Consider the following 24,094-nt stretch of genomic DNA (forward strand, 5'->3'; position numbering starts at 1 on the left):
GCTGGGCCATTTGGCCCGGGTTTCCCGGCTTTTTGGGGGGGTGTGCGCGGGTGGGGGCGGTCGCCGGGGACGAGCACGCCTTGTCCCCGGCGACCGCGTCCGGCCGAAAGCGGGGTCGACCGACGGGCCCGCGTACCCGTACCTCAAGATTGCAGTCCGGGTCGCGCCGAACCACCCCCGCGGATGAGGGGGCAGCTGATGTCGGCGTACGAGTTGATGATCTGGAGAGCGAATCCCGAAGTCGCGCGCAGAACTGCGAGGAAGGCTGCTCAAGTCCTGTGCGAAGTTATGCGGGGCGTTCGCATGGGTGCTGGTATGCCTTGCCCTGACCTGCGCTGTCAGGATGGTGTTCTGGTTCGATTCCGGGGCGAGGGGGACGACGTGAGTGGAGTGCCCGAGTGGCTGGAGGCGTGGTTCGCGGAGCATGAGAGTGGGTGCCGGGCCCGTGGCGTCGGCGTGGTGCTGTGGATTCGTCCTGCTGACCGGCGCCCCGACAGGCCGGGTCGTAAGACGACTCCCGATGCCAAAGTGGACATGGATCTCGGAAGCCGGTGGGGCAACGTTGCCGTGTATGCCGAGGCTGGGGCCTCTGTGACGGCGGTCGACTGCGTGAGTGAGGTGGCATGGGGGGCGTATCTCCATCCCCAGTCGGCAGCAGATCTTGACATGGCCGTCGATCAGGTTCTGGCCTGGGTCGAAGAATCGGCCGAGATGCCCAGCTGGGCCAAAGCCTGAGCCCGAGACCTGCAGTGGTCCTGGTACCAAGACACGCTCTGCGGCCTCCCCTCGGGTACGGGAGCAGTTCTCCTCGTGGAGAGAAAGCCACCATCCTTCGGAGCGTCCCCCGCACTGGCGGGCAACTCACGGTGGACCGCATGCCGAGGTCGTGCGCCGGCTCCAGGACGAGGGGCCGCACGGGACGGCCAAGAATTCGTCTCCATTGGAGCGGGCCTCACATGCCACGCTCCGGGCCGTATGTCTCGCGGGTGCGTTCTCCCGGTTCTGTGGGCAGGTACTCCAGCCGGACGGGGCCGGGGTAGAAGACCGCGCTGTCCCAGCCGGCCATTTCCTCGCCGATCAGGTAGCGGTACAGCCACTCGGCGAAGGTCATGGCGTGGCCGACCCATTCGCCCTCTGCCCCCTGAACCACCAGGCCGTCGGGAGTTCCGTGGACCTCTGGGGCAAGGAAGACGGCGGCTCCTTGGTCCGTCCCGGCGAGTGGGATGAGCCCGTCGGGGGTGCCGAAGGTGATCTGTGGGCGATTGCAGATCACGCGGGGATCCTCGTCGGGCTCCAGGTCGTAGGACTCCCACCGGCTCTCGGCCCAGACCTTCGACGTCGACCGGATCTCCTCGCCCAGCTCCCGCCCGGCGCATGCCGGATGAGATGGGAGGTGAAGGTGACCGTTGAGTTGGACGGGTGCGTAGGCGTCGACGATCGCCTTGTAGTCCGTGGGGAGCTCTCTGCCGAGTTCCTCCTCCAGACGAAGCCACGCGGCAGGATCCGCATATCGGTTGTCCGCCGGGCCGAGCATGTCGAAGACGGCCTGCAGGTAGTCGGTCATGGTTCCTCGAAGATGCTGTCGGGCAACGTCTCCGACAGCATCGACCACGTCACCGGTCCGCGGGCAGCCGGGGGCCAATGGTGTGGATGGGGTGTGAGGGGCCGGTCCGGTCAGGTGGTGCTGGGCGCCGGTGCGATGCGGGCCAGTGTGCCGATCTCCAGTGCGGTCCACAGGGCGCCGTCGGGGCCGACTGTGATGCCATGGGGTTCTGAGTGAGGCGTGGGCAGGTCGTGGACGGTGACGGAGCCGTCGGAGGTGATGGTGCCGACGCGGTTGCCTGCCCATTCGGTGAACCAGGCGGCGCCGTCTTCGTCGACGGTGACGGCGTGCGGCCGTGCGGTGCGGTCGGGCAGCGGGAACTCGGTGATCTTGCCGTCGGGAGTGATCCGGCCGATCTGGCCGGCGGCGATCTCGGTGAACCACAGCGCTCCGTCGCGGCCCGCGGCGATGCCCACCGGCGCGGCTTCCTGCGTCGGCAGGGAGTGGAGGGTGACTGTGCCGTTCATGTCGATCCGGCCGACGGCGTTCGCCTGGTTGAGGGTGACCCACATCCCGCCGTCGCCGCCGGCGGTGATCGCGGACGGGAACGCGCCCGTGACGGGGCGCGCGAACTCGGTGACCTCACCGTCCACCGTGATGCGGCCGATCCGGTCGGCGGCGGTCTCGGTGAACCACAGCGCGCCGTCCGGACCCGCCGCGATGCCGAACGAGCCGGAGCCTGGGGTGGGCACGGCGAATTCGTCGATGACGCCGTCAGTGGTGATCCGTCCGATCCGGTGCGCCCGGTACTCGGTGAACCACAGCGCGCCGTCGGGGCCTGGGGTGATGACGGTCGGTCCGCATGCGGGGTCGAGCCGGTGGCTCGTCGGTTTCTCCCCGGGGACGAGGCGGCCGATCCGGCCGCTGTGGACGAGGGTGAACCACAGGGCGCCGTCCGGGCCCGTGGTGAGGGCGTAGGGCCCGGCCGAACTGTCGGCCACCTGGTGCTCTTCGATGGACGTCCAGGTCACAGAGGCCTCCCCAAGCCGTGCTCGGTGGCGATGCGGGCGATGTCGGCCGGGGCTCCGGCCATGATGGTGCGGGCATGCTCGGTGACCAGGTCGGCGGGCCAGTCCCACCAGGCGGCGCGCTGCAGCTCGGTCCACCGGCCGCCGAACATGGTGAACGGGTACGTGGACACCCCCATCGCCGGGTGTTCGGCCCCGGCCATCAGGAAGGTGGTTCCCGCGGCGATCGCGCAGTACCTGCCGATGATCAGGCGCTCCGGGCCGTAGGCGTACAGGACGTTGCGGCGCTCGAAGTCCGTGGCGCCGTCCGGGTCGTCGTAGTACGTGTACTCCCCCACGTCGATGGTCAGCGAGGTGACGAGCGGCTTGAGGAACACCACGCGCTCGTGGGCGGGCAGCGGGTGAACGGTGGCCGGATCAGGTGACACGGTGTGCTGTTCTTCCTTTGCTCGGGCAGGACCTGGGTCTGGCTTCATGCGTGACGGTGTCATGCGCCTGCGCGGCTGGACGAGCAGCAACTCGGTCTAGTTCGGGCTGTTCACGGATGCCTTGTTCAAGGTGCTGACCGCACGTGGATCCGCGGAGACTTCCGCGGGCTTGGACACGGCCAGCCACAGGCCGGTGAGCACGGCAGTGGCCAAGGTGATGACGCCGGCCACGACGAACGCGCTGTTGAGGCCGGCCTCGAAGGAGGCGCCGCCGGACTGCCTGGTGCGGACGACGGCTCCGAGTACCGCCACGCCGAGCACCGCCCCGATCTGCCGGGTGGTGCTGCTGATGCCCGAGGCGAGGCCGCCCTCCTGCGGGCTGACCGCCTGGATGGCGGCTCCCGTCAGGGGGGACATGGTCAGGGCGAAGCCGATGCCGACGATTCCCAGCCGCCACCACACGTTCCCGTAGCCGGTGTCGGCGTGGACCATGCCGAGCGCAAGAAGGCCCAGGCCGGCCAGGGTCAGGCCGGTGGTGACGACGATCCGGAAGCCGTGCCGGGCGGCGAGCCGGCCCGCGTACGGGCTGACGATCACCATGGCGAGGGATGTGGGCAGGGTCTGCAGGCCGGCGCGCAGGATCGAGCTCCCCTGGACGTACACGAAGAACTGGGAGAAGAAGAACGTCGAGCCCATGAGCGCGAACCCCACCACCGTCATGGCGGTGTTGGACACGGTGAACAGACGCTGCCGGAACAGCCTCAGCGGCAGCAACGGTGCCCGGCGGCGCGCTTCGACGGCGGTGAAGGCGGCGAGGAGGATCACCGCGGCGGCGAAGCTGCCCAGGATCACCGGCGACGTCCAGCCGCGGGCACCACCTTCGATCAGGCCGTACGTCAGCGCCCCCACCCCCAGTACGGACAGCACCGTCCCCGGGATGTCGATCGCGGGGGCGCTCGGATTGCGAGCCTCTTCAAGGCTGCGCAGACCGACCAGCACGAGGACCGCGCCGATGGGCAGATTGACCAGGAAGATGGCGGGCCAGCCGAAGGCGTCCGTCAGCACTCCGCCGGCCACGGGGCCCGCGGCCAGGCCGATTCCGCTGAGTCCGGCCCACAGCCCGATCGCCTTGACGCGTTCCTGCGGCACGGGATAGGCGGCGACGAGCAGGGCGAGCGAGGCAGGGCTCAGCGCCGCGGCCCCGATGCCCTGCAGCACCCGGCCGGCGACCAGCCAGCCGAGCGAAGGGGCGAGGGCGCACAGCACCGACGCGGCGGTGAACACCGCCACGCCGGTCAGGTACACCCGCTTGCGGCCGAACCGGTCGGCGAAGACACCGCCGGACAGCAGCAGCATGGCGACCAGCAGTACGTACGCGTCGACGATCCACTGCAGACCCGTCAGCTGCGTGTGCAGCCGGTGCTGCATGTCGGGCAGCGCCGCTCCGACGATCGTGTTGTCGAGCAGGACCATGAACTGGCCCAGGCAGGTCACCGTGAGCAGCACGGCCCGGCTCGATCGACTGCCTAAAGCCGTATGCGATGCAGGCATGGGGTTCCTCTCCATCGTCAGTTGCGCCCGGCCAGGGGGTGAGGTGGGTGGCGATACGACCGAGGCCCTAATGCAGTCGGCGACTGCGTTAGGAGACTGTAGGGAGAGCCGGCTCACAAACGCAAGTCTCGACTGCGTTAAGGTGGGGGCATGAACGAGCAACAGCGAGCCCGGCGGCCCGGCGGGCGCAGCGCCCGCGTCGCCGCGGACGTGCACCAGGCCGTCACCGACCTGATCAGCGAGCGCGGCTACGGCAGCTTCACCGTCGGCGAGGTCGCCGCCCGCGCGGGCGTGGCCGACAGCAGCGTCTACCGCCGGTGGGGCAACCTGGAGACCCTGCTCACCGACGTGGCGCTCACCCGTCTCAACGCACAGTCCCCGATGCCCGACACCGGGAGCCTGGACGGCGACCTGCGCACGTACGCGGCCCAGGTCGCCCGCGAGATCACCGGTCCTGACGGCCTGGCGTTGGTCCGCCTGGCCGTCGCCCTGTCCAACAAGGGTCAGCAGGGCATGCAGGCCGCCGACGACCTCCGCGCCGAACGCACGCGGCAACTGCAGTCCATGCTCGACCGCGCCCGGGAACGCGGCGAGAACGCACCTGACGCGCTCGACGTGCTGGACCACGTCATGGCCCCGATGTACATCCGTGTGCTGTTCGGCATCGTCCCGCTGACCCCGGAGTACATCGACGGGCTGGTCGACCGACTGCTGTGACCCGCCCCGGCGGCCGCACGCCCAACGGCCTCGAATCGGCGCCCTGTTCCGTCTAGGACCTGCGCGGAACTGGCGGGGCTGTGGTCCCTCCTCGCACTCAGCGGAGGAACGTCACCGCCGGGAAAGCCGAGGACGGGCCGGCGAGCAAGTGGCTCCGGCGGTGGCGCAGGTGCTCGTCGAAGAACGCGAGCGGATACGCCTGCTGGATCTTCACCGCCTGGTCGGGATCGAGGGTGCCGATCACCTCCTGGAGCTGCTGCGCGCTCCACCCGAACAGCTTCGCCACCTGCGGGAACAGCGCCTCATTGTCGCCGTACGAGACATGGGAGGCGCCCTGGGCCTCGATGTTCAGTCGCCAGCCCCGCAGATGCGACCAGAACGCGGCGGCCTCGGGATCGGTGGCTCGGGTGAACACGGCGGACATCATCATGAACGGCCGGTCCAGATCCTCGGCCAGTGGCGGGTTCATCTGCATCGGGCCGTCGAGGCTCAGCCCGGCTCGGATGCGCTCGTCGGCGAGCATGGCGCGGGCGGTGGCCGTCCCGCCCTTCGACCAGCCGAACGCGCCGATACGCCGCGGGTCGAGGGAGCCGAGCAGCCCGGCAGGGAGTTGTTTGCGGTCGACGTCGGGATTGCACCCGGCGGCGAGTTGCTCGACGCAGTCGAGGACGAACCGCAGGTCGGCGGCGAAGTCCCCCGGCCGCGTCGGCGCCCGCCTGTCGCCCGACGGGACGGCGATCCGCCCGTCGGGGAACTCCGTGTACGTGTCGTACTGGTGAGCCACCGTCACCACCGCGTATCCGTGGCTGGCGAGCTCCTGGACCACGACGGTGTGGTCGCCCTGGTGGCTGTGCGCGCCGTGCGAGAACACCACGACCGGCAGCCGTCGGCCCATGCGCTGCACCGGAGCGCCGACGTGGCCGGCGGTGAGCGGCCCCAGGGAGGCAAGCTCGCTGAACCCGGCATCGGCGAGGAACGCCTTGAACGCGCCCTGTGGCATCCAGGGCGCCACCGGGTACCGCTGGGCGTCCCGGGCGGGATACCAGACGGTGGCCATCAGCTCGCGGTAGTGCCCCGGGCCCGCGATGACGTCCGGACGCGACCGGTCGACGAGGTGCAGTTCGACGGTGCCCACCGGGTGCGGCCCGGTCGGCGCGGGAAGCAGGAGCCGCGCCGCGGCGGGGGCGCCCGCGGCCGGGCCGGCCCACGCGGGGCCGGCCACGGCGCCCAGCGGCACGGCCGCCCCGGCGGCCAGCGCCGCTCCCACTATGCCGCGGCGCGTCATGCCCTTCCGGCTGATGAACGGCGTGTCGGTCATGGAACCCCTCCCGAGGTGACGAATCGTCAATCGTGCTGCCACGGACGGTCCGTGGGCACAGAGCAACGCTGTCACGCACCCCTCCCCCGCAACATCGGCCCACGGGTGTACACCCTGGGGCGACGCCGTCGACGGTGACGTCCGGCGACGAGGTCGTGCCTTGGCCGGCCGGGGATCGGAATCCGGCCTTCTCCGATCACCGGAGAGAGTTCCGTGAACCCCGTGGTGGGCCGCGTCGTTGTACTGGTCGGGCAACTTTCCGTGACCGTACAAGGGGGTTTCTGGTGATGAATCTCGCGGAGTCGACCGAGTCGATGGAGCAGCTGGCCGTGGCGTGGCGGGCCATGGTGCTCGACCGGGATCCGGAGGCGGATGTCCGTGATCTTCCCGGCATCGCCGTTCGCTGGGCCGACTGCAGGTTCGCCTTCTGGAACTGTCTGACACTGACCGAGGTCGGCGCCGACGCGGAGCTGCTGGAGCGGCGCCTGCACCAGGCCGCGGAGATCATGCGGTCCAAGGAGCGGCCCGGCTTCCTGTGGCTCTTCGAGGACCTCCTGGACGACGGTGCCCGGGACGCGCTGGAGGCTGCGGCCGAACGGGCGGGGCTCGAGCACGCCTTTCCCGGCACCGGCATGGCGGGAGATCTCCTCCCCGTTCCCGATCCTTCCCACCCCGACCTGACCTTCGTGAGGGTGACCACCGACGAACAGCTGCGCGCCTTCGCGGACCTCAACTCCCTCGCGTACGGGTTCCCGTTGGAGGACGGCCGCGACGGGCTCGTCGGCTCGTCGCTGTGGAAGGAGGGGGTGCACGCCTACCTGGGGATGCGGGGCGATGTTCCGGTGACGTGTGCCGGGACGGTGGAGGCGGACGGCCGTCTGTTCGTGGTGCTCGTCGCGACCCATCCGGAGTGGGAGCGGAGGGGCTACGGCGAGGCGGTGACGCGGAAGGCGCTGTACGAGGGCGGGCGGGCCACGGGTCTGACCCGCGCCACCCTGCATGCGACGGTTGCCGGAGCGCCGGTGTACCCGCGTATCGGCTTCAAGCCGAACTCGCCCATGCGCTTCTTCGGCCTGAAGGGCTGATCACACCGGGTCCCGAGGGCGGGCGGACGCCTCACGACAACGGCCCACGCGACCGCAGTCAGGTCACGTGGGCCGACGTCGAGCGCCTCTGCCTGCTAGCCCCGGGTGTGGACCGAGGAGATCGAGTCGTTGTAGGGGTAGTTGAGGACGTTCCACGTGTAGCCCGGGTTCGTCATGCCGGGTGTCGCGGCGGCGCGGCGGCGCGGTCGGAACCGCTTTTCAGGGCCGCGCGGTACGCGCTCGGCTGTCGGCCCGTGTGTCGGACGAAGATGCCGGTGAACGTTCCCGGGTCGCGGTAGCCGACCTCGGCGGCGATGCGCGCGACGGTCCTGTCGGTCGTCTCCAGGAGGTGTCGGGCCCGCCGCACCCGCGCACTGTGCAGGTACGCGAGGGGCGTGCGGCCCGTCTCGTCGCCGAAGCGCCGCAGCATGGTCCTCGTGCTGACGCCGAACTCCCGGGCCAGGGCGGGCAGGTCGTAGCGGGCGGCGAGGTTCTGGTCGAGCCGGCGCATGACGGCCGGCGAGAATCCGCGTCCCGTCGTCGGCAGGAACTCCCGGTCGACGTACGGCGCCTGGGTGGACCGCGCCTCGTCGAGAAGCGCGATGCGCGCCGTGCGCCGGGCCACGAGAGGGCCGTCGTGTTCGCGTACGAACCGCAGCGCGAAGTCGTACATGGCGCTGAACGCCGCCGTGGTGGTCACTCCGCGGTCGGTCACGACCACCTCCTCGCGGCGGACCCGTACGCCGGGGTGGCGGTGGGCCAACCGGTCGGCGTGGATCCAGGAGGTCGTCGCCTCGCGCCCGTCCAGCAGTCCGGCCTCCGCCAGCAGGAAGGCGCCGACGCAGATCGACACCACCGCGGTGCCCGACTCCGCCTGTGCCCGGATCGTGGCGATCTCCGGCTTGCGGTGGGCGAGTTCGGCGTCGAGGTCGCAGTCGGGCGGCGCCTCGAAGCCCGGCACGATCAGCACGTCCGCCGGGCGGACCGCCGAGACGTCGAGGCGTGACCCGCCGGACGCGACCACGCGCCGGCGCGGCGAGACCACGGACACCTCGTACGAGGGCTCCGCGGCCCCGCCGGCGGCGGCGACGTGCGCGGCCATGGTCAGGATGTCGGGAACGCCGAAGACCTCCGAGGCGAAGCAGCCGGGATGGGCGAGGACACTCACCCGCAGCGGGCTCATACGACACCTCCGAGGGTCGACGGGCGGCGATGGCGTGGCGACATCGCCGTGTGACGTGGCGGGATCGCCGGTTCTCCGGGGAAGCAGCCTCCCGCCATCCTCCTGTCATGGCAACCACACGCAGGCGCTACGACGACCCTCTCGACGACTTCGAGCACCGGGAGGTCGAGGTGGACGGCGTGAGCAAGCGCGTGTACGTCGCCGGGACGGGTCCCGCGGTCGTCCTCATGCCGGAGATGCCGGGCATCAGCCCTGACGTGGCCCGGTTCGCACGGTGGATCCGGGAGGCCGGCTTCTCCGTGTACGTCCCGTCGCTGTTCGGCGTCGACGGGGCCTATCCGCTCGCCGACGCCGCCGAGACCGTCGTCCGGCGCGCCTGTGTGAGCGCCGAGTTCCGGGCGTTCGCCGGAGGCGGCACCAGCCCCGTGGTCGCCTGGCTGCGGGGTCTGGCGCGGCGGGCGCACGCCGAGCGCGGCGGGTCCGGTGTCGGTGCCATCGGCCTGTGCTTCACCGGCAACTTCGCCCTCGCCATGGCTCTCGAACCCGCCGTCGTCGCGCCCGTGGTCAACCACCCATCTCTTCCGCTCGATGATCCCGCGGGGTTGGAGCTGGGCGAGGAGGACGCCGCCGCGGTGGCCGAGCGGGTCGGGCGCGACGGGCTGAAGGTGCTCGCGTACCGCTTCGAGAACGACCGGTGGTGCACGGGTCAGCGGTTCGCGGCCTACCGCGCGCTGCTCGGCGACGCCTTCGACGGCCGTGTCCTTCCCGCCGAGGCGGCGAACACCGACCCGCCGCCGTTCTTCCGTGACATCGTCGGCTGCCCGCACAGTGTCGTCACGGCGCATCTCGTCGACGAGGCCGGTCACCCGACCGTTCGGGCTCGCGACGAGATCATCGCCTTCCTGGCGGAGCGGCTGCTGGTACGGCCCTGACGCGGGCGGTGTGTGCGCCTTCGGGCCGGTCGGTTCCTGCCGGTTCAGCGCCCGCCGGCCGCGCGCGAGAGGTGGTGGAGGCGGAGGGCCAGGTGGATCTCCAAGGCGCTGGCCGGGGTGTTCCAGTCGGGGCCGAGGAGTTGGGCGACGCGGTCGAGGCGCTGGACGACCGTGTTGACGTGGACGTGGAGGGCGTCCTTGGCGCGGGAGAGGCTGGCGCCCTGGTCGTAGTAGGCGTGCAGGGTGCGCAGGAGTTCGGTGCCGCGTTCGGAGTCGTAGGCCATGACGGGGCCGAGGACGCGCTCGACGTACGCGCCGACGTCGGCGCGGTCGCCGAGGAGGACGCCGATGAAGCCGAGGTCGGCGGTGTCGGCGCCTTCTCCGGTGCGGTCGAGGGCGTGGAGCGCCGTGACACAGCGCAGGGCCTCGGCGTGGAGGGCGGCGAGGTGTTCGGGTCCGTGGCCCGGGCCGGCCGCGCCCACGGTGACGGGTGCGCCGAGGGCCCGGGTGAGGTCGGCGGCGAGTTCGCGGGCGAGTGCTCCGGGCCGGTCGCAGGGGACGAGCAGGACGCCGTGTCCGTGGCGGGTGCCTGCGAGGCCGCCGAGCCCGCGTACGAGGCGGGCGGCCTCGGTGGCGAGTCGGGGGCGCAGGGCCGGCTCGGTGTCGAGGACGGCGATGGCGTGCGGGCGGGTGAGGTCGAGTCCGAGGCGCCGGGCGCGCAGGGTGAGGCTGCCGCCGTCCCAGTGTGTCGAGGCGGAGGGGTCGGCGAGGAGGTCGTCGAGGAGTTCGCCGCGTACCCGGTCCTCGGTCTCGGCGACGGACCGGCGGATCAGCAGGAGCATGGCGGTGACGAGGGCGGCCCGTTCGAGCAGCCGCCGGTCGGCTTCGGGGAGGTCCGCGCGTCCGGTCAGGACGATGCTGCCGAGCGGTTCGGCGCCTGCGAGGACGGCGCAGGTCCAGACGCCGTGGGCGTGGACGGCGCGGCCCTCGCTGTGCGAGGCGTCGAGGGTGACGGTGGTGGGTGGCACCGGGTCGGTGCCGACTCGGGCGAGCTCGCTGCCGTCGGTGTCGTGGACGGCCACTCCCCCGCCGAGCAGGGCCGCGATCTCGGCCGCGACCTCGTCGGTGCCCGCGCCGCGCAGGACCAGTTTGGACAGTCGGTCGTGGGCGTCGGATGCCTGGTGCAGGGCTTCGCTGTGGGCGCGGGCCGTGGCGTTGGCGGCTTCGAGCCGGGCGAGGGCGGTGCGGGTCTCCTCCATCCGGCGGGCGCTGTCGATGGCGACGGCGGCGTGGTCGGCGAGCGAGCCGAGGAGGGCGATGGCGTCGGGGGTGAACTCGCGCGGGGTGCGGTCGGCCGCGAAGAGGACGCCGATGATGTCCTCGCCGAGCCGCAGCGGCACTCCGAGGATCCCTCGGAGTCCTTCCTCCGCCACACCGTCGTCGATGGTTCCGGTGTGCCGGTAGCGGCGGTCCGTGCGGTAGTCCGTACTGGCGTAGGGGCGGGCGGTCTGCGCGACCAGGCCGCCCAGACCTTCGCCCATGCCGAGCCGGAGCTGCTGGAAGGCCGCCGAGACGGAGCCCTCGGTGACGCGCATGAACGTGTCCTGCGCGACGGGGTCGTTGAGCGTCAGATAGGCGACGTCCGAGCCCAGCAGCGTGCGGGCCCGCCGGACGATGGCGCGCAGCACTGCGTCGAGGTCCCGCAGGCCGGCCAGGTCGCCCGCCGTGTCGAAGAGCGCCACGAGTTCCGTCTCCCGGCGCCGGTACTGGTCGAGCACCCGCCGCACCGACAGGGCGACCTCGGTGGTCTCCTCGATCCACTCGACGTCCTCCGGGGCGGCCCCGGCGGCCCGCGAGCGCGCGGGGAGTGCCGCGAGCTCCTGGGCCGGAGCGTCCGCGGCGAGGAGGTCGAGGATGCGGCGCGCGGCCGTCTCTGCGGCTGACGGCTTTCGGGCGTCGGCTCGACGGCCGGCGGTCATGGGGCCTCCTCGCGGCCTCGGGGCGGGTGATGCGGCGGTCGTGGGCCCGGTCCGCCGTCGTGACACGCGTCGAGGCGGCGGACCGGGCGGCTCACGTGTGGGTCGGTCCTAGACCCGGTCGCCCGCGGGGACCGCGGGAGCGGTGGCGTGCTCCTCGTCGCGTCCGCGGGCGAGGTCGCGGCCGCGGGTCTCGCGGGTGACGGCCACGGTGATGGTGGTGACCACGGCCGCGGCGGACAGGTAGAGGGCGATCGGTGTGGAGGAGTCGTAGTCCTTGAGGAGTTCCACGGCGATGATCGGGGCGAGTGCGCCGGCGAGGATCGAGGCGAGCTGGGATCCCATGGAGGCGCCGGAGTAGCGGACCTTGGTGTCGAACATCTCGGAGATGAAGGCCGCCTGCGGCCCGTACATGGCGCCGTGAAGGAGCAGGCCGGCGGTGACGGCCAGGGTGATGACGGGGAACGACCTGGAGTCGAGGAGACCGAAGAAGGCGAACGCCCACACGGCCATACCCGCGGATCCGATGAGGGTCACCGGGCGCCGGCCGATGCGGTCGGACAGGGCGCCCCACAGCGGGATGGTGACGAAGTGGACGGCCGAGCCGATGAGGACGGCGTTCAGGGCGGTGCTCTTCGGCAGTCCCAGGTGGGTGGTCACGTACACGAGGAGGAAGGAGGTCAGGATGTAGTACGAGATGTTCTCGCCGAACCGCGTGCCGATCGCGGACAGCACCTCGCGCCAGCTGCGCTTGAACACCTCGACGACCGGGGCCTCCTCCTTCGCGCCGGCCGCGGCGGCGGCCTCGGCCCTGGCCTGCGCCTCAAGGAAGACCGGGGACTCGGAGACCGAGACGCGGATCCACAGGCCGATCATGACGAGCAGGCCGGAGAGCAGGAAGGGGATGCGCCAGCCCCAGGACTGGAAGGCGGCGTCCGACTGGACGGCGGCGAGCAGCGAGAGGACGCCGGTGGCGAGGAGGTTGCCGCCGGGGGCGCCGGCCTGCGGCCAGGAGGCCCAGAAGCCGCGGTTCTTGTCGCCTCCGTGCTCGGAGACGATGAGGACGGCCCCGCCCCACTCGCCGCCGAGCGCGAAGCCCTGGACGAGGCGCAGCACGGTGAGCAGGACCGGCGCCCACACGCCGATCGTGTCGTACGTGGGGAGCAGGCCCATCGCGAAGGTGGCGCCGCCCATCATGAGGAGGCTGAGCACGAGGAGCTTCTTGCGGCCGATCTTGTCGCCGAAGTGGCCGAAGACGATGCCGCCGAGGGGGCGGGCGGCGAAGCCGATGGCGTAGGTGATGAACGCGATCAGGGTGCCCACGAGCGGGTCGGCGCTCGGGAAGAACAGCGTGTTGAAGACGAGGGCGGCGGCCGACCCGTACAGGAAGAAGTCGTACCACTCGATGGTCGTGCCGATCAGACTCGCGGCGACGATGCGGCCGATGCCGCCTCTCGGCGTGGTGGTGTCAGACATGGGTTCACCGGGTTTTCACAGGGGGACGGGACGGGGTGGTGCGGGTGGCGCGTGAACGGGCCGCTCTCGGGGGCTGTTCAGCCGGCGGTCCAGCCGCCGTCGAGGGGCAGGGAGGTTCCGGTGAGGTAGCCGGAGTGGGGGCCGCAGAGCCACAGGACGGCGGCGGCCACCTCTTCCGACTCCAGGAGCCTCTTGACGGGCGAGCGGGCCAGCATGACGTTGCTGAGGACGTCGTCCTCGCTGATGCCGTGGGCGGCGGCCTGGTCCCGTACCTGGTTCTCGACGAGCGGGGTACGGACGTAGCCGGGGTTGACGCAGTTGCTGGTCACTCCGTGCGGGGCGCCTTCGATCGCGGCGACCTTGCTCAGCCCCTCCAGGGCGTGCTTGGCGGCGACGTAGGCGGCCTTGTAGGCGCTGGCGCGGAGTCCGTGGACGCTGGAGATGTTGACGATCCGGCCCCAGCCCTGCCCGTACATGTGCGGCAGCGTCCTGCGCATGAGCAGGAAGGGGGCGGTGACCATCACCTTCTGGATGAGCTCGAAGCGCTCCGGGGGGAACTCGGTGAGCGGGGCCACGTGCTGGAGACCGGCGTTGTTGACGAGGATGTCGACCTCGGCCGGCAGGAGGTCGACGGCTCCGGGGTCTGCGAGGTCCGCCACCTGTGCCCTGCCCCCGACGATCTCCGCGACCGCCTTGGCCGCATCGGCGTCCCGGTCGACCACGTGGACGGTGGCCCCCGCCTGTGCCAGGGCGAGCACACAGGCCCGGCCGATGCCGCTGCCGCCGCCCGTCACCATGGCCGTACGACCGCTCAGGTCGATGTCGGGGCCGGGTGACGGCAGCGGGGCCGGGCTGGGAAATGTGTTCGTCATGGCCGGAAACAGTAGGGAGAGCCCTCCGCTCGGCCCATGTATGCGACCACCACAGTGATGAGCGGCTCAATGGCGTCGAACCCCATAGGCGTGAGCTGCCAGGGGGGCGCGGGGCCCTCGGAAGGGAGGATCCGACCTTGCTTATAGTTGCGCCATGAGCAACCACTCGGCATATGGCGAAACGCAGGCTCCCTCAGTGAACGGGGTGCAGTCCGTCGACCGTGCCGTCAGCGTCCTGGAGATCCTCGCCCAGCGCGGTGAGGCGGGCGTCAGCGAGGTCGCCGCCGAGATCGACGTCCACAAGTCGACCGCGTTCCGCCTGCTCGGGGCGCTGGAGGCGCGCGGTCTGGTCGAGCAGGCGGCCGAGCGGGGCAAGTACCGGCTGGGTTTCGGGATCGTCCGTCTGGCAGGGGCGGTCACGGGCCGACTCGACATCACCCAGCAGGGCAGGCCGGTGTGCCAGCGGCTCAGCGAGGAGATCGGCGAGACCGTCAACATCGCGGTCCTGCGGGAGCATTACGCGGTCAACCTCTACCAGGTACGCGGTCCGGGCGCGGTCGGCACGCACAACTGGGTCGGGCAGCTCACCCCGGTGCACGCGACGTCCAGCGGCAAGATCCTGCTCGCCCATCTGCCGACGAGGGAGCGCGCCGATGTGCTCGCGGCATCCAGGTTGCGGAAGCTGACGCCGCACACCCTGACCGCCAGGACCAAGCTGGAGAAGAACCTCGCCGAGGCGCGGGAGCGCGGGTACGCGGTGACGCTGGAGGAATTCGAGATCGGACTGCACGCCGTCGCGGCCCCGATCCGTTCCCACCACGGCGAGACCCTCGCCGCCCTCAGCGCCTCCGGCCCCGCGTACCGCTTCACCGAGGAGCGCATCCACGAGCTCGCACCCCTGTTGGTCCAGGGCGCCGAGGAGATCAGCCATCGGATGGGCTCCGTGGCCTGAGCCTCCCCCGGTTCCCAGGGAGGCGTGCGCGAACTCCTGTGCGGCGGCACAGAGTGCCGCCGCACCGAACCGTTCACCCGTATTCCACGGCCGCGTCGAGGAGCCAGTCCGTCAGGTAGCCGGCGAAGGAGGAGCGTACAAGCACCCAGAACCCTGCCCTGGGCTCGTCCCTGGCCACCAGGACGACCTGGGTGCGGGCCAGCGTCGTCTGGGCCGAACGGCCGGAGCCGAAGGCGCGCGGGTGCAGATCCAGCCGGCAGCCGTGGGACAGCAGGTCGCGGGCGCGCGGTCCGCCGACCAGGAGGGTGGTGCGCTGGGCGGAGACGTCGGTGACGGAGACGTGGTCGTCCCCGGCCGCCGAGCGGATTCTGCTCTCCAGGTCCCGCCGGGTGCCGGGCAGGCCCACCACCAGCCATTCGTCGGGGCCGAGCCACACCGCGCCCAGATCCCCCACGCGTGCGACAGTGTCGGGTTCCAGGGGCAGCTGGAGTCCCAGGGCGAGTCCGACTGCGTCCGCCGCCGGACTCTTGGCGTCGAGGCGGACGTTCAGCTGGGCCAGGAAGGGGACTTCGGCGAGGCGGACCGCACCCCCGGAGGAGCGTGTCGCGGCGGCCAGGCGGTCGGCGGCATGCGCCAGAGGGCTGCGCTGCCGTGCGGTCGGGGCGGTGTCAGCCATCGCGGCGGGCTCCCTCGGGGTCGTAGAGGACGGGGCTTGCGACGGTCACCGGCAGCAGCCGGTCGCCGACGGGGGCGTAGAGGCGTTCGCCGATGCGGTCCCGGCCGCCCTTGATCAGGGCGAGCGCGAAGGTCCGGCCGAGAGCCGCGCTGCGGTAGCTGGAGGTGACGTGCCCGAGCATCGGGACGGGCGGGGCGGGCAGTTCGCTGTCTGCGACCAGGTGGGTGCCCTCGGGGAGGAGGGCGGCCGGGTCCTCGGGGAGGAGGCCGACGAGGTGCTTGCGGTCGGGGCGGAGAGTGTCGGCGCGGGCGTAGGAGCGCTTGCCGATGAAGTCGGGCTTCTTCTTGGACACCGCCCAGCTCATGCCGAGGTCCTGCGGGGTGACCGTGCCGTCGGTGTCCTGGCCGATGATCGGGTATCCCTTCTCCGCGCGCAGGACGTGCATGGTCTCCGTCCCGTACGGAGTGATGCCGTGCGGGGTGCCTGCCTCGGACAGCGCCTCCCACAGGGCGAGGGCCTCCCACGGTGACACGTTGATCTCATAGGCAAGTTCGCCGGAGAAGCTGATCCGGCACACCCTCGCCTCGATGCCCGCGACCGTCGTCTCCCGCCATGCCATGAACGGGAAGTCGTCGTTGGCGATCGCCAGTCGGGGTGCGAGTGAGCCGAGCACTTCGCGAGAACGCGGACCGACCAGGGCCACGGTGGCCCACTGCTCGGTGACGGAAGTGCAGTGGACGCGGAGTTCGGGCCACTCGGTCTGCAGCCACTCCTCGATCCAGTCCAGTACGGCGGCCGCGTTGCCCGTCGTGGTGGTGACCAGGAAGCGGTCCTGGGCGACGCGGATGACCGTGCCGTCGTCGAAGATCATGCCGTCCAGGCGGCTCATGACGCCGTAGCGGATCATGCCGACCTTCAGGGTGCTCATCATGTTGGTGTAGAGCCGGTCGAGGAAGACCGCGGCGTCCGGGCCCTGCACGTCGATCTTGCCGAGAGTGGAGGCGTCCATGAAGGCCACACCCATGCGGGCGGCGCGGCACTCGCGCAGCACGGCCGCGTCCATGTCCTCGCCGTCCTGCGGGTAGTACCAGGGCCGCTTCCACTGGCCGACGTTCTCGAACAGGGCGCCGTGCGCGACATGCCACGCGTGGACGGCGGTCGTACGGATCGGGTCGGACAGCGCGCCGCGGTCGCGGCCGGCGAGGGTGGCGAAGGAGACGGGGGTGTACGGCGGCCGGAACGTGGGCAGGCCGAGCGCCGAGACGTCCATGCCGAGGAGTTCGGCGACGATCCCGCTCGCCAGGACCCCGCCCGTCTTCCCCTGGTCGTTGGCGGTGCCGGCCGTCGTGTAGCGCTTGGTGTGCTCCACCGAGCGCAGGCCCGCCCCGGTCGCCCGCGCCAGGTCGTCGACCGTGACATCGCGTTGGAGGTCGACGAACCTGGGCGCTCCCGTGCAGGTGGGGACGGCGAACACCGGCATGGGCGGGGTGTACGGCTGGGCGGCGACGGCCGGGAGGGCCGGCGCCTCGGCGGTGTAGCCCTCCGTCTCGACCGCGCGGGCGCCGGCCGACGCACCCTGCGCGAGGGTCGTGGCGAGATCGAAGGCCCCGTTCGCGCTGCCCGCGACGTCCACCGCCTGGCGGATGCTGTCGGGCACGAACGTGCCGAGCACCTCGTCGTGGCGGAGCTTGCCGCCCGCCTGGCTGAACAGATGCGCGACCGGGTTCCAGCCGCCCGAGACCAGGAGCAGGTCGACGGCGAACTCCCGTCGTCCCGCGGACTCCCCGTACGGGGCGACCGTCACGGCGGTGAGGCGGGCCCCGCCCTCCGTGTCCGTGACCGCGTGTCCGGCCAGCACCTCGATCCCGGCGGACCGGGCGCGCTCGGCCCACTCCCCCGGCTCGGACCGGGTGTCGACGATCGCCGCGATGCCCACTCCCGCCGCCGCCAGATCGAGTGCGGCGGCGTAGGCGCTGTCGTTGGTGGTGAACACGACCGCGTGTCGGCCGGGCAGAACGGCGTACCGGTGGAGGTACGTCCGCGCCGAGGCGGCCAGCATCACGCCGGGGAGGTCGTTGTCGCCGAACGCCAGCGAGCGCTCGTGGGCGCCGGTCGCGAGGACCACGCGGCGGGCGCGGATCCGCCAGACGCGCTCGCGGGAGACGTGCTCCGGGGCCTCGGCGCCGAGGTGGTTGGTGCGGCGCTCGACGGCGAGGAGGTGGTTGTCGTCGTAGTGGCCGAAGACGGTGGTGCGCCGAAGGATCCGGACCTCCGGGGCGGCTTCGAGCTGTGCGCGGGTCGTCTCCACCCAGTCCAGGTGTTGGCCGGTGCCGAGCAGGCTGCCGCCGAGTTCCGGCTGGTCGTCGGCGAGGATGACACGTGCGCCGCTCCGCGCGGCCGCCGCGGCGGCTGCGAGGCCGGCGGGGCCCGCGCCGACGACCAGCAGGTCGCAGTGGGCGTGTACGGCGTCGTAGCGGGCGGGGTCCGGTTCGCCGGCGAGGCGTCCCTGGCCCGGGAGGCTGCTCGCGACCAGGCCGTCGTAGAGCTCGACCGTGGTGGCGGGGAGCATGGGCTCGGGGAAGGGGGCCTCGATCTGGACGACCGCGTTGGGTTCCTCCGCACCGGCCGAGAAGATGCCGCGGGGGCGGCCCAGCTTGATGCTGGTGGCGGCCCCGACGACGCCGTTGGCGAGGAGGGCGGAGGCGAGGGTGTCGCCCCGGAACCCCTCGTACCGGACACCGTCGAAGGTGAAGCTCAGCCGGTCGGTGCGGTCGATCCGCCCGCCTCCCGACAGACGGAATGCCTGGCCGGGCACGCCCCACGCGGGAAACTCCCGCGGCGTCCTCGGCTGCGGGTCGGTGGTCGTGCAGCGCCCTTCGGGCTCGCTCGCGGCCTTCCCCGGGCGGGCTGGATCCATTGGGCGTGGCTCGGCGGTGGCCGGGCGTGGCTCCCCCGCTCGGTACACCGCCAGGACCTCGTTCGTCGCCGTGTCCCGCACCGCGTTGAACCACTTGCGGCAGCCCGCCGCATGGCTCCACCGTTCGGCGAACGGGCCCTTGGGGTTGTCGCGGAAGAACAGATACCGCGCCCACTCCTCGTCGGTGAGGGCGGCGGGATCCTCGGGGTAGGGCACGTGCGCCTGGCCGCCGTAGTGGAACTCGGCCTCGTCGCGGGGCCCGCACCACGGGCAGGGAATGAGCAGCATGGTTCGGCTCCCTAGTGGGCCACCGCGGCCGCGCCGTGCTCGTCGACGAGCGCGCCGGTGGTGAAACGGTCGAGCGAGAAGGGGGCGTTCAGGGGGTGGGGGGTGTCGTGGGCGATGGTGTGGGCGTAGACCCAGCCAAGGCCCGGGGTGGCCTTGAAACCGCCCGTACCCCACCCGCAGTTGAGATAGAGGTTGTCGACCGGGCTGAGGCCGACGATCGGCGAGGCGTCCGGGCTGACGTCGACGATGCCGCCCCAGGTGCGCAGCACGTGGGCGCGGGCGAAGACCGGGAAGAGTTCCAGGGCGGCGGACATCTGCTCTTCGATGATGTGGAAGGCGCCGCGCTGGGTGTAGGAGTTGTACGCGTCGATGCCGGCGCCCATCACCAGCTCGCCCTTGTGCGCCTGGCTGACGTACACGTGGACGGCGTTGGACATGACCACCGTGGGGTGGACCGGCTCCAGGAGTTCGGAGACCAGGGCCTGCAACGGGTGGCTCTGGAGCGGGAGTTCGATGCCTGCCATGGCGGCGAGGACCGAGGTGTGGCCGGCCGAGCACAGGGCCACCTTGCCCGCGCCGATGGGACCGCGTGTGGTCTGGACTCCGACCACCCGGCCGCCGACCACGTCCAGGCCGGTGACCTCGCAGTTCTGGATGATGTCTATTCCGGCGGCGTCCGCGGAGCGGGCGAGGCCCCACGCCACGTAGTCGTGCTTGGCGATGCCGGCGCGCGGCTGGTAGGTGCCGCCGAGGACCGGGTAGCGCACGTCCGGGGAGATGTTGACGATCGGGCAGACTTCCTTGACCTGCTCGGCGTCCAGCCACTCGGCGTCGACGCCGTTGAGCCGGTTCGCCTCCACCCGGCGCACGCTGTCGCGGACGTCCTGCAGGCTGTGGGCGAGGTTCAGCACGCCGCGCTGGGAGAAGAGGATCGGGTAGTCCAGCTCCTCCTCAAGCCCTTCCCACAGCTTGAGCGCGTGCTCGTAGATGCCGGCGCTCTCGTCCCACAGGTAGTTGGAGCGGATGATCGTGGTGTTGCGGGCCATGTTGCCGCCGCCCAGCCAGCCCTTCTCCAGGACCGCGACGTCGGTGATGCCGTGGTTCTTCGCCAGGTAGTGGGCGGTGGCCAGGCCGTGTCCGCCGCCGCCCACGATCACGACGTCGTACGAGCGCCTGGGCTCGGGATCGCGCCAGAGCCAGTCGGGGTGGTCGGGGAGGTCGGCGCCTGGGGTGCTGGTGCTCATCGGACGTCTCCGTCTTCCGAAAGGTGCGGGTAGAGCGGGTACTTGGCCGCGAGGGTCTCGGTGCGGGCGCGCAGGGCGGCCGTGTCCGGCTCGTGCTGGAGGGCCAGTGCGATCACGTCGGCGACTTCGGCGAAGTCCTCCTCCGTGAAGCCTCGGGTGGCCAGTGCCGGCGTTCCGATGCGCAGGCCGGAGGTGACCATGGGCGGGCGCGGGTCGAAGGGGACGGCGTTGCGGTTCACGGTGATGCCGATCGCGTGCAGCAGGTCCTCGGCCCGTCTTCCGTCGAGTGCGGAGTCCCGCAGGTCGACGAGGACGAGGTGGACGTCCGTGCCGCCCGTCAGGACCTTCACTCCGGCCGCGGCCGCGTCGGGCCGGGTGAGGCGCTCGGCGAGGAGGCGGGCACCGGCCAGCGTACGGGCCTGGCGTTCGGCGAACTCGGGGGACGCCGCCACCTTGAAGGAGACCGCCTTCGCGGCGATGACGTGCTCCAGCGGGCCGCCCTGCATCCCGGGGAACACCGCCGAGTTGATCTTCTTGGCGAGGTCGGCGTCCTGGGTGAGGACGACTCCGCCGCGGGGGCCGCCGAGCGTCTTGTGCGTCGTGGTGGTGACCACGTGCGCGTGCGGGACGGGGCTGGGGTGCAGTCCTGCGGCGACCAGGCCCGCGAAGTGCGCCATGTCGACCATGAGGAGGGCACCGACCTCGTCGGCGATACGCCGGAAGGCCGCGAAGTCCAGCTTCCTGGGGTACGCCGACCAGCCCGCGATGATCATCTTGGGGCGGTGTTCCTTGGCGAGCCGCTCGACCTCCTCCATGTCGACGAGGTGGTCCGTCTCGGAGACGTGGTACGGCACGACATTGAGCATCTTGCCGCTGTAGTTGATGCGCATGCCGTGGGTGAGGTGGCCGCCGTGCGCGAGGTCGAGGCCGAGAACGGTGTCGCCGGGCTGGAGGAGGGCGAAGAAGACGGCGGTGTTCGCCTGTGCGCCCGAGTGCGGCTGGACGTTGGCGAAGCCCGCCCCGAAGAGGGACTTGACGCGCTCGATGGCCAGGCGTTCGGTGACGTCCACGTGTTCGCAGCCGCCGTAGTAGCGGCGGCCGGGGTAGCCCTCGGCGTACTTGTTGGTCGCGACCGACCCCTGGGCCTCCATCACGGCGGACGGCGCGAAGTTCTCGGAGGCGATCATCTCGAGGGTGGACTGCTGGCGGTGCAGCTCGGCGCGGAGGGCGGCGTGGACCTCGGGGTCCAGTTCCGCCAGGGGGGTGTTCAGCGCGTTCATGCGGTGTTCGCCTTCCTCGCGGTCAGCCACGGAGGCGGGACATGGTCGGGTCGAACAGCGGCTCCTCGGCGACGACCGCCTCGATGCGCCGGTCGAAGTAGCCGATGTGCAGGGTGGTGCCGGGGGTGGTGAGTTCCGTCGGGAGCCAGGCGTACGCGATGCCCTTGCCGATCGTGTAGCCGTAGGCGGCGCTGGTGACGTATCCGACCGCGCGGTCGCCGTCGTAGACCGGCTCCTTGCCCAGGACGACCGACCGCGGGTCGTCGATGGTGAGGCAGGTCAGCTTGCGCCGTACGTCCTCCTTGCGGCGCTCCAGGGCTGCCTTGCCGATGAAGTCGCCCTTGTCGAGCTTGACGGCGAAGCCGACGCCGGCCTCGTAGGGGTCGTGCTCGTGGGTCATGTCGGTGCCGAAGGAGCGGTAGCCCTTCTCCAGACGGAGGCTGTTGAAGGCGCCGCGGCCGGCGATTACGCCGCCGAGCGGCTGGGCCGCCTGCCACAGGGTGTCCCACAGCTTCAGGCCCTGGTCGGAGGTGGTGTAGAGCTCCCAGCCGAGTTCACCGACGTACGACAGTCGCATCGCGGTGACGGGCACCGTGCCGATGTACGCGTGCTTGGCGCGGAAGTACTTCAGGCCGTCGCCCGAGAAGTCCTCGTCCGTCAGCGGCTGCAGGACCTTGCGGGCCATGGGGCCCCACAGGCCGATGCAGCAGGTGCCGGCAGTGATGTCGCGGACCTGGACCGTGCCGTCTGCGGGGAGGTGGCGGGTGAGCCAGTCGAGGTCCAGGTTGCCGTTGGCGCCGACCTGGAAGAGGTCACGGGCCAGCCGGGCGACGGTGATGTCGCTGCGGATGCCGCCGTCGTGGTCCAGGAGCAGGGTGTAGGTCACCGAGCCGACCGACTTGGCGACCTTGCCGGTGGTCAGTCCCTCCAGGAAGTCCGCGGCACCCGGGCCGCTGACCTCGAGTCGCTTGAGGGCCGTCATGTCGTACATCGCGACGGTCTCACGGGTGGCCTGTGCCTCGGCGCCGACGATGGGCGACCAGAACCGCGCGGCCCAGTCGTTCGGGGTGGGAATGTTGCGGCCTTCGACCAGCCCCGCGTTGGCCTCGTACCACTGGGGGCGTTCCCAGCCGCTCGCCTCCAGGAAGAACGCGCCGTGCTCCTGCTGGCGGCTGTGGAAGGGGCTCGTGCGGATCGGGCGCGGGTCCCCCGACGGCTGGAGGGGGTGGAGGATGTCGTAGACCTCGACGAAGTTCCGGCAGTCGCGGGCCAGGACGTACTCCGGGGACAACTGGTGCGGCTCGAAGCGGTTGACGTCGCACTCGTGCAGGTCGAAGGACGAGCAGTGGCCGTCGACGAGCCATTCGGCCATGGCGCGGCCCACGCCCGCGGAGTGGGTGACCCACACCGCCTCCGCCACCCAGAAGCCCTTGACGTCCCGGGACTCGCCGAGGAGCGGGAAGTTGTCGGTGGTGAAGGAGAACAGGCCGTTGATGCCCTCCTCGACCTTGGCCTCCGCCGTCGCGGGGAGCAGCGACCGGGTCTCGTTCCAGGCGTCCTCGAAGTCCTCCTCGGTGAACTTGAGGACCGACGGCATGTGGTCGGCCTCGTCGACGGAGAGGATGTCGTCGACCGAAACGGGCATCGGGCGGTGGCCGTAGGAGCCGATGCCGATGCCGTCGAAGCGGTCGCGGTAGTAGAGGTCGGCGTCCTGGTGGCGCAGGATCGGTCGTACCGCCTCCTCCGTCTGGCCCGCGAGCGCCGGGACCGGGCCGGTCCAGGCGAGCTGGTGGGCGAGCGGGGTCAGCGGGAGGTTCATGCCGACCATGCGGGCGATCCTCGGCCCCCAGATGCCGGCGCAGCACACCACGAGGTCGGCGGCGATCTCGCCCTGGTCGGTGAGGAGACCGGTCACCCGGCCCTCGCTCTGCCGGATGTCGAGCACTTCGTGGCGGGCCAGGAAGGTGACGCCGCGTTCGGTGGCCCGGCGGATCTGCGCCTCGACGGCGAGGACGGCCTTGGCGATCCCGTCCGTCGGTATCAGGAGGCCGCCCAGGACCCTGTCCCGGTTCACCAGCGGATGCCGCTCGACGCACTCGTCGGCGCTGAGCACGCGGGCCTCGATGCCCCAGGCGGTGATCCAGCCGTGGCGGCGGTGCAGTTCCGCGAGGCGTTCGGGGGTGGTCGCCACTTCGAGGCCGCCGACCTGCAGGAAGCAGGGCTTGCCGTCGACGTCGAGGGAGCAGAACTTCTCGACGGTGTAGCGGGCCAGCTCGGTCATGGTCTTGGAGGAGTTCGTCTGGAAGACCAGGCCGGGGGCGTGTGACGTGGAGCCCCCGGTCGCGGGGAGCGGGCCCTGGTCGACCACGGTCACATCGGTCCAGCCGCGCGCGGAGATCTCGTCCGCGAGTGCCGCTCCCACGACGCCCGCTCCGATGATCACCACTCGGGGTCCCGCCATCGCCGCACCTCCTGATTCAAAACCAGTCAAGTTGCTTGCTGCGCAACATGGTTCAGGTTGCGCAACTCAATGTGCCGGTCACGAAGGGGGGTGTCAAGGGGGCGGCGGCGCCGGCGAACAGCCCGGAAAGCGGCAATGCCCGGAGGGCGGCGCACACAGGTGCACAC

The 24,094-nt window shown here is 71.3% G+C and carries 18 protein-coding genes; 4 read left to right on the forward strand and 14 right to left on the reverse strand.

The window, feature by feature from the left end; translation table 11 throughout:
- Nucleotides 1-952 precede the first annotated feature (952 nt).
- The 4 genes from ACWGN5_RS36785 to ACWGN5_RS36800 all read right to left on the reverse strand — a co-directional run bounded on the left by ACWGN5_RS36785 (nt 953) and on the right by ACWGN5_RS36800 (nt 4,550).
- On the reverse strand, nt 953-1,564 hold the full coding sequence (locus tag ACWGN5_RS36785) for an SMI1/KNR4 family protein (protein ID WP_453522757.1): 612 nt from the start codon (nt 1,562-1,564) through the stop codon (nt 953-955).
- Between the two features lie 110 nt (nt 1,565-1,674).
- Entirely contained in the window at nt 1,675-2,574 is a 900-nt protein-coding gene (locus ACWGN5_RS36790; RefSeq protein WP_453522758.1) for a Vgb family protein, read from the reverse strand.
- Nucleotides 2,571-2,999, reverse strand: a complete 429-nt coding sequence (locus ACWGN5_RS36795) for a hypothetical protein (RefSeq protein ID WP_453522759.1) — start codon at nt 2,997-2,999, stop codon at nt 2,571-2,573. The genes ACWGN5_RS36790 and ACWGN5_RS36795 overlap by 4 nt, the downstream gene beginning before the upstream one ends.
- 96 nt (nt 3,000-3,095) lie before the next feature.
- On the reverse strand, nt 3,096-4,550 hold the full coding sequence (locus ACWGN5_RS36800) for an MFS transporter (RefSeq protein ID WP_453522760.1): 1,455 nt from the start codon (nt 4,548-4,550) through the stop codon (nt 3,096-3,098).
- 150 nt (nt 4,551-4,700) lie between these two features.
- On the opposite strand from ACWGN5_RS36800, the gene ACWGN5_RS36805 reads away from it, so the two are divergent.
- Nucleotides 4,701-5,267 carry a TetR/AcrR family transcriptional regulator gene (locus ACWGN5_RS36805; protein ID WP_453522761.1) on the forward strand — a complete coding sequence of 189 codons (567 nt, stop codon included), beginning with the start codon at nt 4,701-4,703 and terminating at the stop codon, nt 5,265-5,267.
- Between the two features lie 97 nt (nt 5,268-5,364).
- Here the strand turns inward: ACWGN5_RS36805 and ACWGN5_RS36810 are convergent, their stop codons facing one another.
- Nucleotides 5,365-6,585, reverse strand: coding sequence for an alpha/beta hydrolase family protein (locus ACWGN5_RS36810; RefSeq protein WP_453522762.1), 1,221 nt, complete (start codon nt 6,583-6,585; stop codon nt 5,365-5,367).
- Between the two features lie 284 nt (nt 6,586-6,869).
- On the opposite strand from ACWGN5_RS36810, the gene ACWGN5_RS36815 reads away from it, so the two are divergent.
- On the forward strand, nt 6,870-7,670 hold the full coding sequence (locus ACWGN5_RS36815) for a GNAT family N-acetyltransferase (RefSeq protein ID WP_453522763.1): 801 nt from the start codon (nt 6,870-6,872) through the stop codon (nt 7,668-7,670).
- Between the two features lie 172 nt (nt 7,671-7,842).
- Here the strand turns inward: ACWGN5_RS36815 and ACWGN5_RS36820 are convergent, their stop codons facing one another.
- Nucleotides 7,843-8,853: a GlxA family transcriptional regulator gene (locus tag ACWGN5_RS36820; RefSeq protein ID WP_453522764.1), complete on the reverse strand. Its 1,011-nt coding sequence runs from the start codon at nt 8,851-8,853 to the stop codon at nt 7,843-7,845.
- Nucleotides 8,854-8,960: 107 nt separating this feature from the next.
- On the opposite strand from ACWGN5_RS36820, the gene ACWGN5_RS36825 reads away from it, so the two are divergent.
- A complete protein-coding gene (locus ACWGN5_RS36825) occupies nt 8,961-9,785 on the forward strand; it encodes a dienelactone hydrolase family protein (protein ID WP_453522765.1) in 825 nt (274 codons plus the stop codon).
- 44 nt (nt 9,786-9,829) lie between these two features.
- Here the strand turns inward: ACWGN5_RS36825 and ACWGN5_RS36830 are convergent, their stop codons facing one another.
- From ACWGN5_RS36830 to ACWGN5_RS36840, 3 genes are all read right to left on the reverse strand, one after another.
- Nucleotides 9,830-11,764, reverse strand: coding sequence for a helix-turn-helix domain-containing protein (locus ACWGN5_RS36830; protein ID WP_453522766.1), 1,935 nt, complete (start codon nt 11,762-11,764; stop codon nt 9,830-9,832).
- Nucleotides 11,765-11,872: 108 nt separating this feature from the next.
- The gene (locus ACWGN5_RS36835; protein ID WP_453522767.1) at nt 11,873-13,237 is read right to left on the reverse strand and encodes an MFS transporter; all 1,365 of its coding nucleotides are present in this window, start codon (nt 13,235-13,237) and stop codon (nt 11,873-11,875) included.
- A 77-nt stretch (nt 13,238-13,314) separates the two neighbouring features.
- Nucleotides 13,315-14,109 carry a 3-hydroxybutyrate dehydrogenase gene (locus tag ACWGN5_RS36840; RefSeq protein WP_453522768.1) on the reverse strand — a complete coding sequence of 265 codons (795 nt, stop codon included), beginning with the start codon at nt 14,107-14,109 and terminating at the stop codon, nt 13,315-13,317.
- A 154-nt stretch (nt 14,110-14,263) separates the two neighbouring features.
- Here ACWGN5_RS36840 and ACWGN5_RS36845 point away from each other — a divergent pair, with 154 nt between their 5' ends.
- A complete protein-coding gene (locus ACWGN5_RS36845; RefSeq protein ID WP_453522769.1) occupies nt 14,264-15,061 on the forward strand; it encodes an IclR family transcriptional regulator in 798 nt (265 codons plus the stop codon).
- A 73-nt stretch (nt 15,062-15,134) separates the two neighbouring features.
- Here the strand turns inward: ACWGN5_RS36845 and ACWGN5_RS36850 are convergent, their stop codons facing one another.
- The 5 genes from ACWGN5_RS36850 to ACWGN5_RS36870 are packed head-to-tail and all read right to left on the reverse strand — an operon-like array spanning nt 15,135 to nt 23,927.
- A complete protein-coding gene (locus tag ACWGN5_RS36850) occupies nt 15,135-15,737 on the reverse strand; it encodes a sarcosine oxidase subunit gamma (protein ID WP_453522770.1) in 603 nt (200 codons plus the stop codon).
- Nucleotides 15,730-18,942, reverse strand: coding sequence for a sarcosine oxidase subunit delta family protein (locus tag ACWGN5_RS36855; RefSeq protein WP_453522771.1), 3,213 nt, complete (start codon nt 18,940-18,942; stop codon nt 15,730-15,732). The genes ACWGN5_RS36850 and ACWGN5_RS36855 overlap by 8 nt, the downstream gene beginning before the upstream one ends.
- Nucleotides 18,943-18,953: 11 nt before the next feature.
- Complete coding sequence (locus tag ACWGN5_RS36860; RefSeq protein WP_453522772.1) at nt 18,954-20,186, reverse strand: sarcosine oxidase subunit beta family protein; 1,233 nt, start codon at nt 20,184-20,186, stop codon at nt 18,954-18,956.
- Complete coding sequence (gene glyA, locus ACWGN5_RS36865; RefSeq protein WP_453522773.1) at nt 20,183-21,466, reverse strand: serine hydroxymethyltransferase; 1,284 nt, start codon at nt 21,464-21,466, stop codon at nt 20,183-20,185. The genes ACWGN5_RS36860 and glyA overlap by 4 nt, the downstream gene beginning before the upstream one ends.
- Before the next feature lie 22 nt (nt 21,467-21,488).
- Nucleotides 21,489-23,927, reverse strand: a complete 2,439-nt coding sequence (locus ACWGN5_RS36870; protein ID WP_453522774.1) for a GcvT family protein — start codon at nt 23,925-23,927, stop codon at nt 21,489-21,491.
- Nucleotides 23,928-24,094: the final 167 nt, after the last annotated feature.

This window comes from Streptomyces sp. NPDC055815 (assembly GCF_053616475.1).

Bases quoted from the DNA above. Each gene is read 5' to 3' on its own strand.
- ACWGN5_RS36785 (WP_453522757.1), bottom strand. From the start codon at position 1,564: ATGACCGACTACCTGCAGGCCGTCTTCGACATGCTCGGCCCGGCGGAC.
- ACWGN5_RS36800 (WP_453522760.1), bottom strand. From the start codon at position 4,550: ATGCCTGCATCGCATACGGCTTTAGGCAGTCGATCGAGCCGGGCCGTG.
- ACWGN5_RS36805 (WP_453522761.1), top strand. From the start codon at position 4,701: ATGAACGAGCAACAGCGAGCCCGGCGGCCCGGCGGGCGCAGCGCCCGC.
- ACWGN5_RS36810 (WP_453522762.1), bottom strand. From the start codon at position 6,585: ATGACCGACACGCCGTTCATCAGCCGGAAGGGCATGACGCGCCGCGGC.
- ACWGN5_RS36820 (WP_453522764.1), bottom strand. From the start codon at position 8,853: ATGAGCCCGCTGCGGGTGAGTGTCCTCGCCCATCCCGGCTGCTTCGCC.
- ACWGN5_RS36825 (WP_453522765.1), top strand. From the start codon at position 8,961: ATGGCAACCACACGCAGGCGCTACGACGACCCTCTCGACGACTTCGAG.
- ACWGN5_RS36830 (WP_453522766.1), bottom strand. From the start codon at position 11,764: ATGACCGCCGGCCGTCGAGCCGACGCCCGAAAGCCGTCAGCCGCAGAG.
- ACWGN5_RS36835 (WP_453522767.1), bottom strand. From the start codon at position 13,237: ATGTCTGACACCACCACGCCGAGAGGCGGCATCGGCCGCATCGTCGCC.
- ACWGN5_RS36840 (WP_453522768.1), bottom strand. From the start codon at position 14,109: ATGACGAACACATTTCCCAGCCCGGCCCCGCTGCCGTCACCCGGCCCC.
- ACWGN5_RS36845 (WP_453522769.1), top strand. From the start codon at position 14,264: ATGAGCAACCACTCGGCATATGGCGAAACGCAGGCTCCCTCAGTGAAC.
- ACWGN5_RS36850 (WP_453522770.1), bottom strand. From the start codon at position 15,737: ATGGCTGACACCGCCCCGACCGCACGGCAGCGCAGCCCTCTGGCGCAT.
- ACWGN5_RS36855 (WP_453522771.1), bottom strand. From the start codon at position 18,942: ATGCTGCTCATTCCCTGCCCGTGGTGCGGGCCCCGCGACGAGGCCGAG.
- ACWGN5_RS36860 (WP_453522772.1), bottom strand. From the start codon at position 20,186: ATGAGCACCAGCACCCCAGGCGCCGACCTCCCCGACCACCCCGACTGG.
- glyA (WP_453522773.1), bottom strand. From the start codon at position 21,466: ATGAACGCGCTGAACACCCCCCTGGCGGAACTGGACCCCGAGGTCCAC.
- ACWGN5_RS36870 (WP_453522774.1), bottom strand. From the start codon at position 23,927: ATGGCGGGACCCCGAGTGGTGATCATCGGAGCGGGCGTCGTGGGAGCG.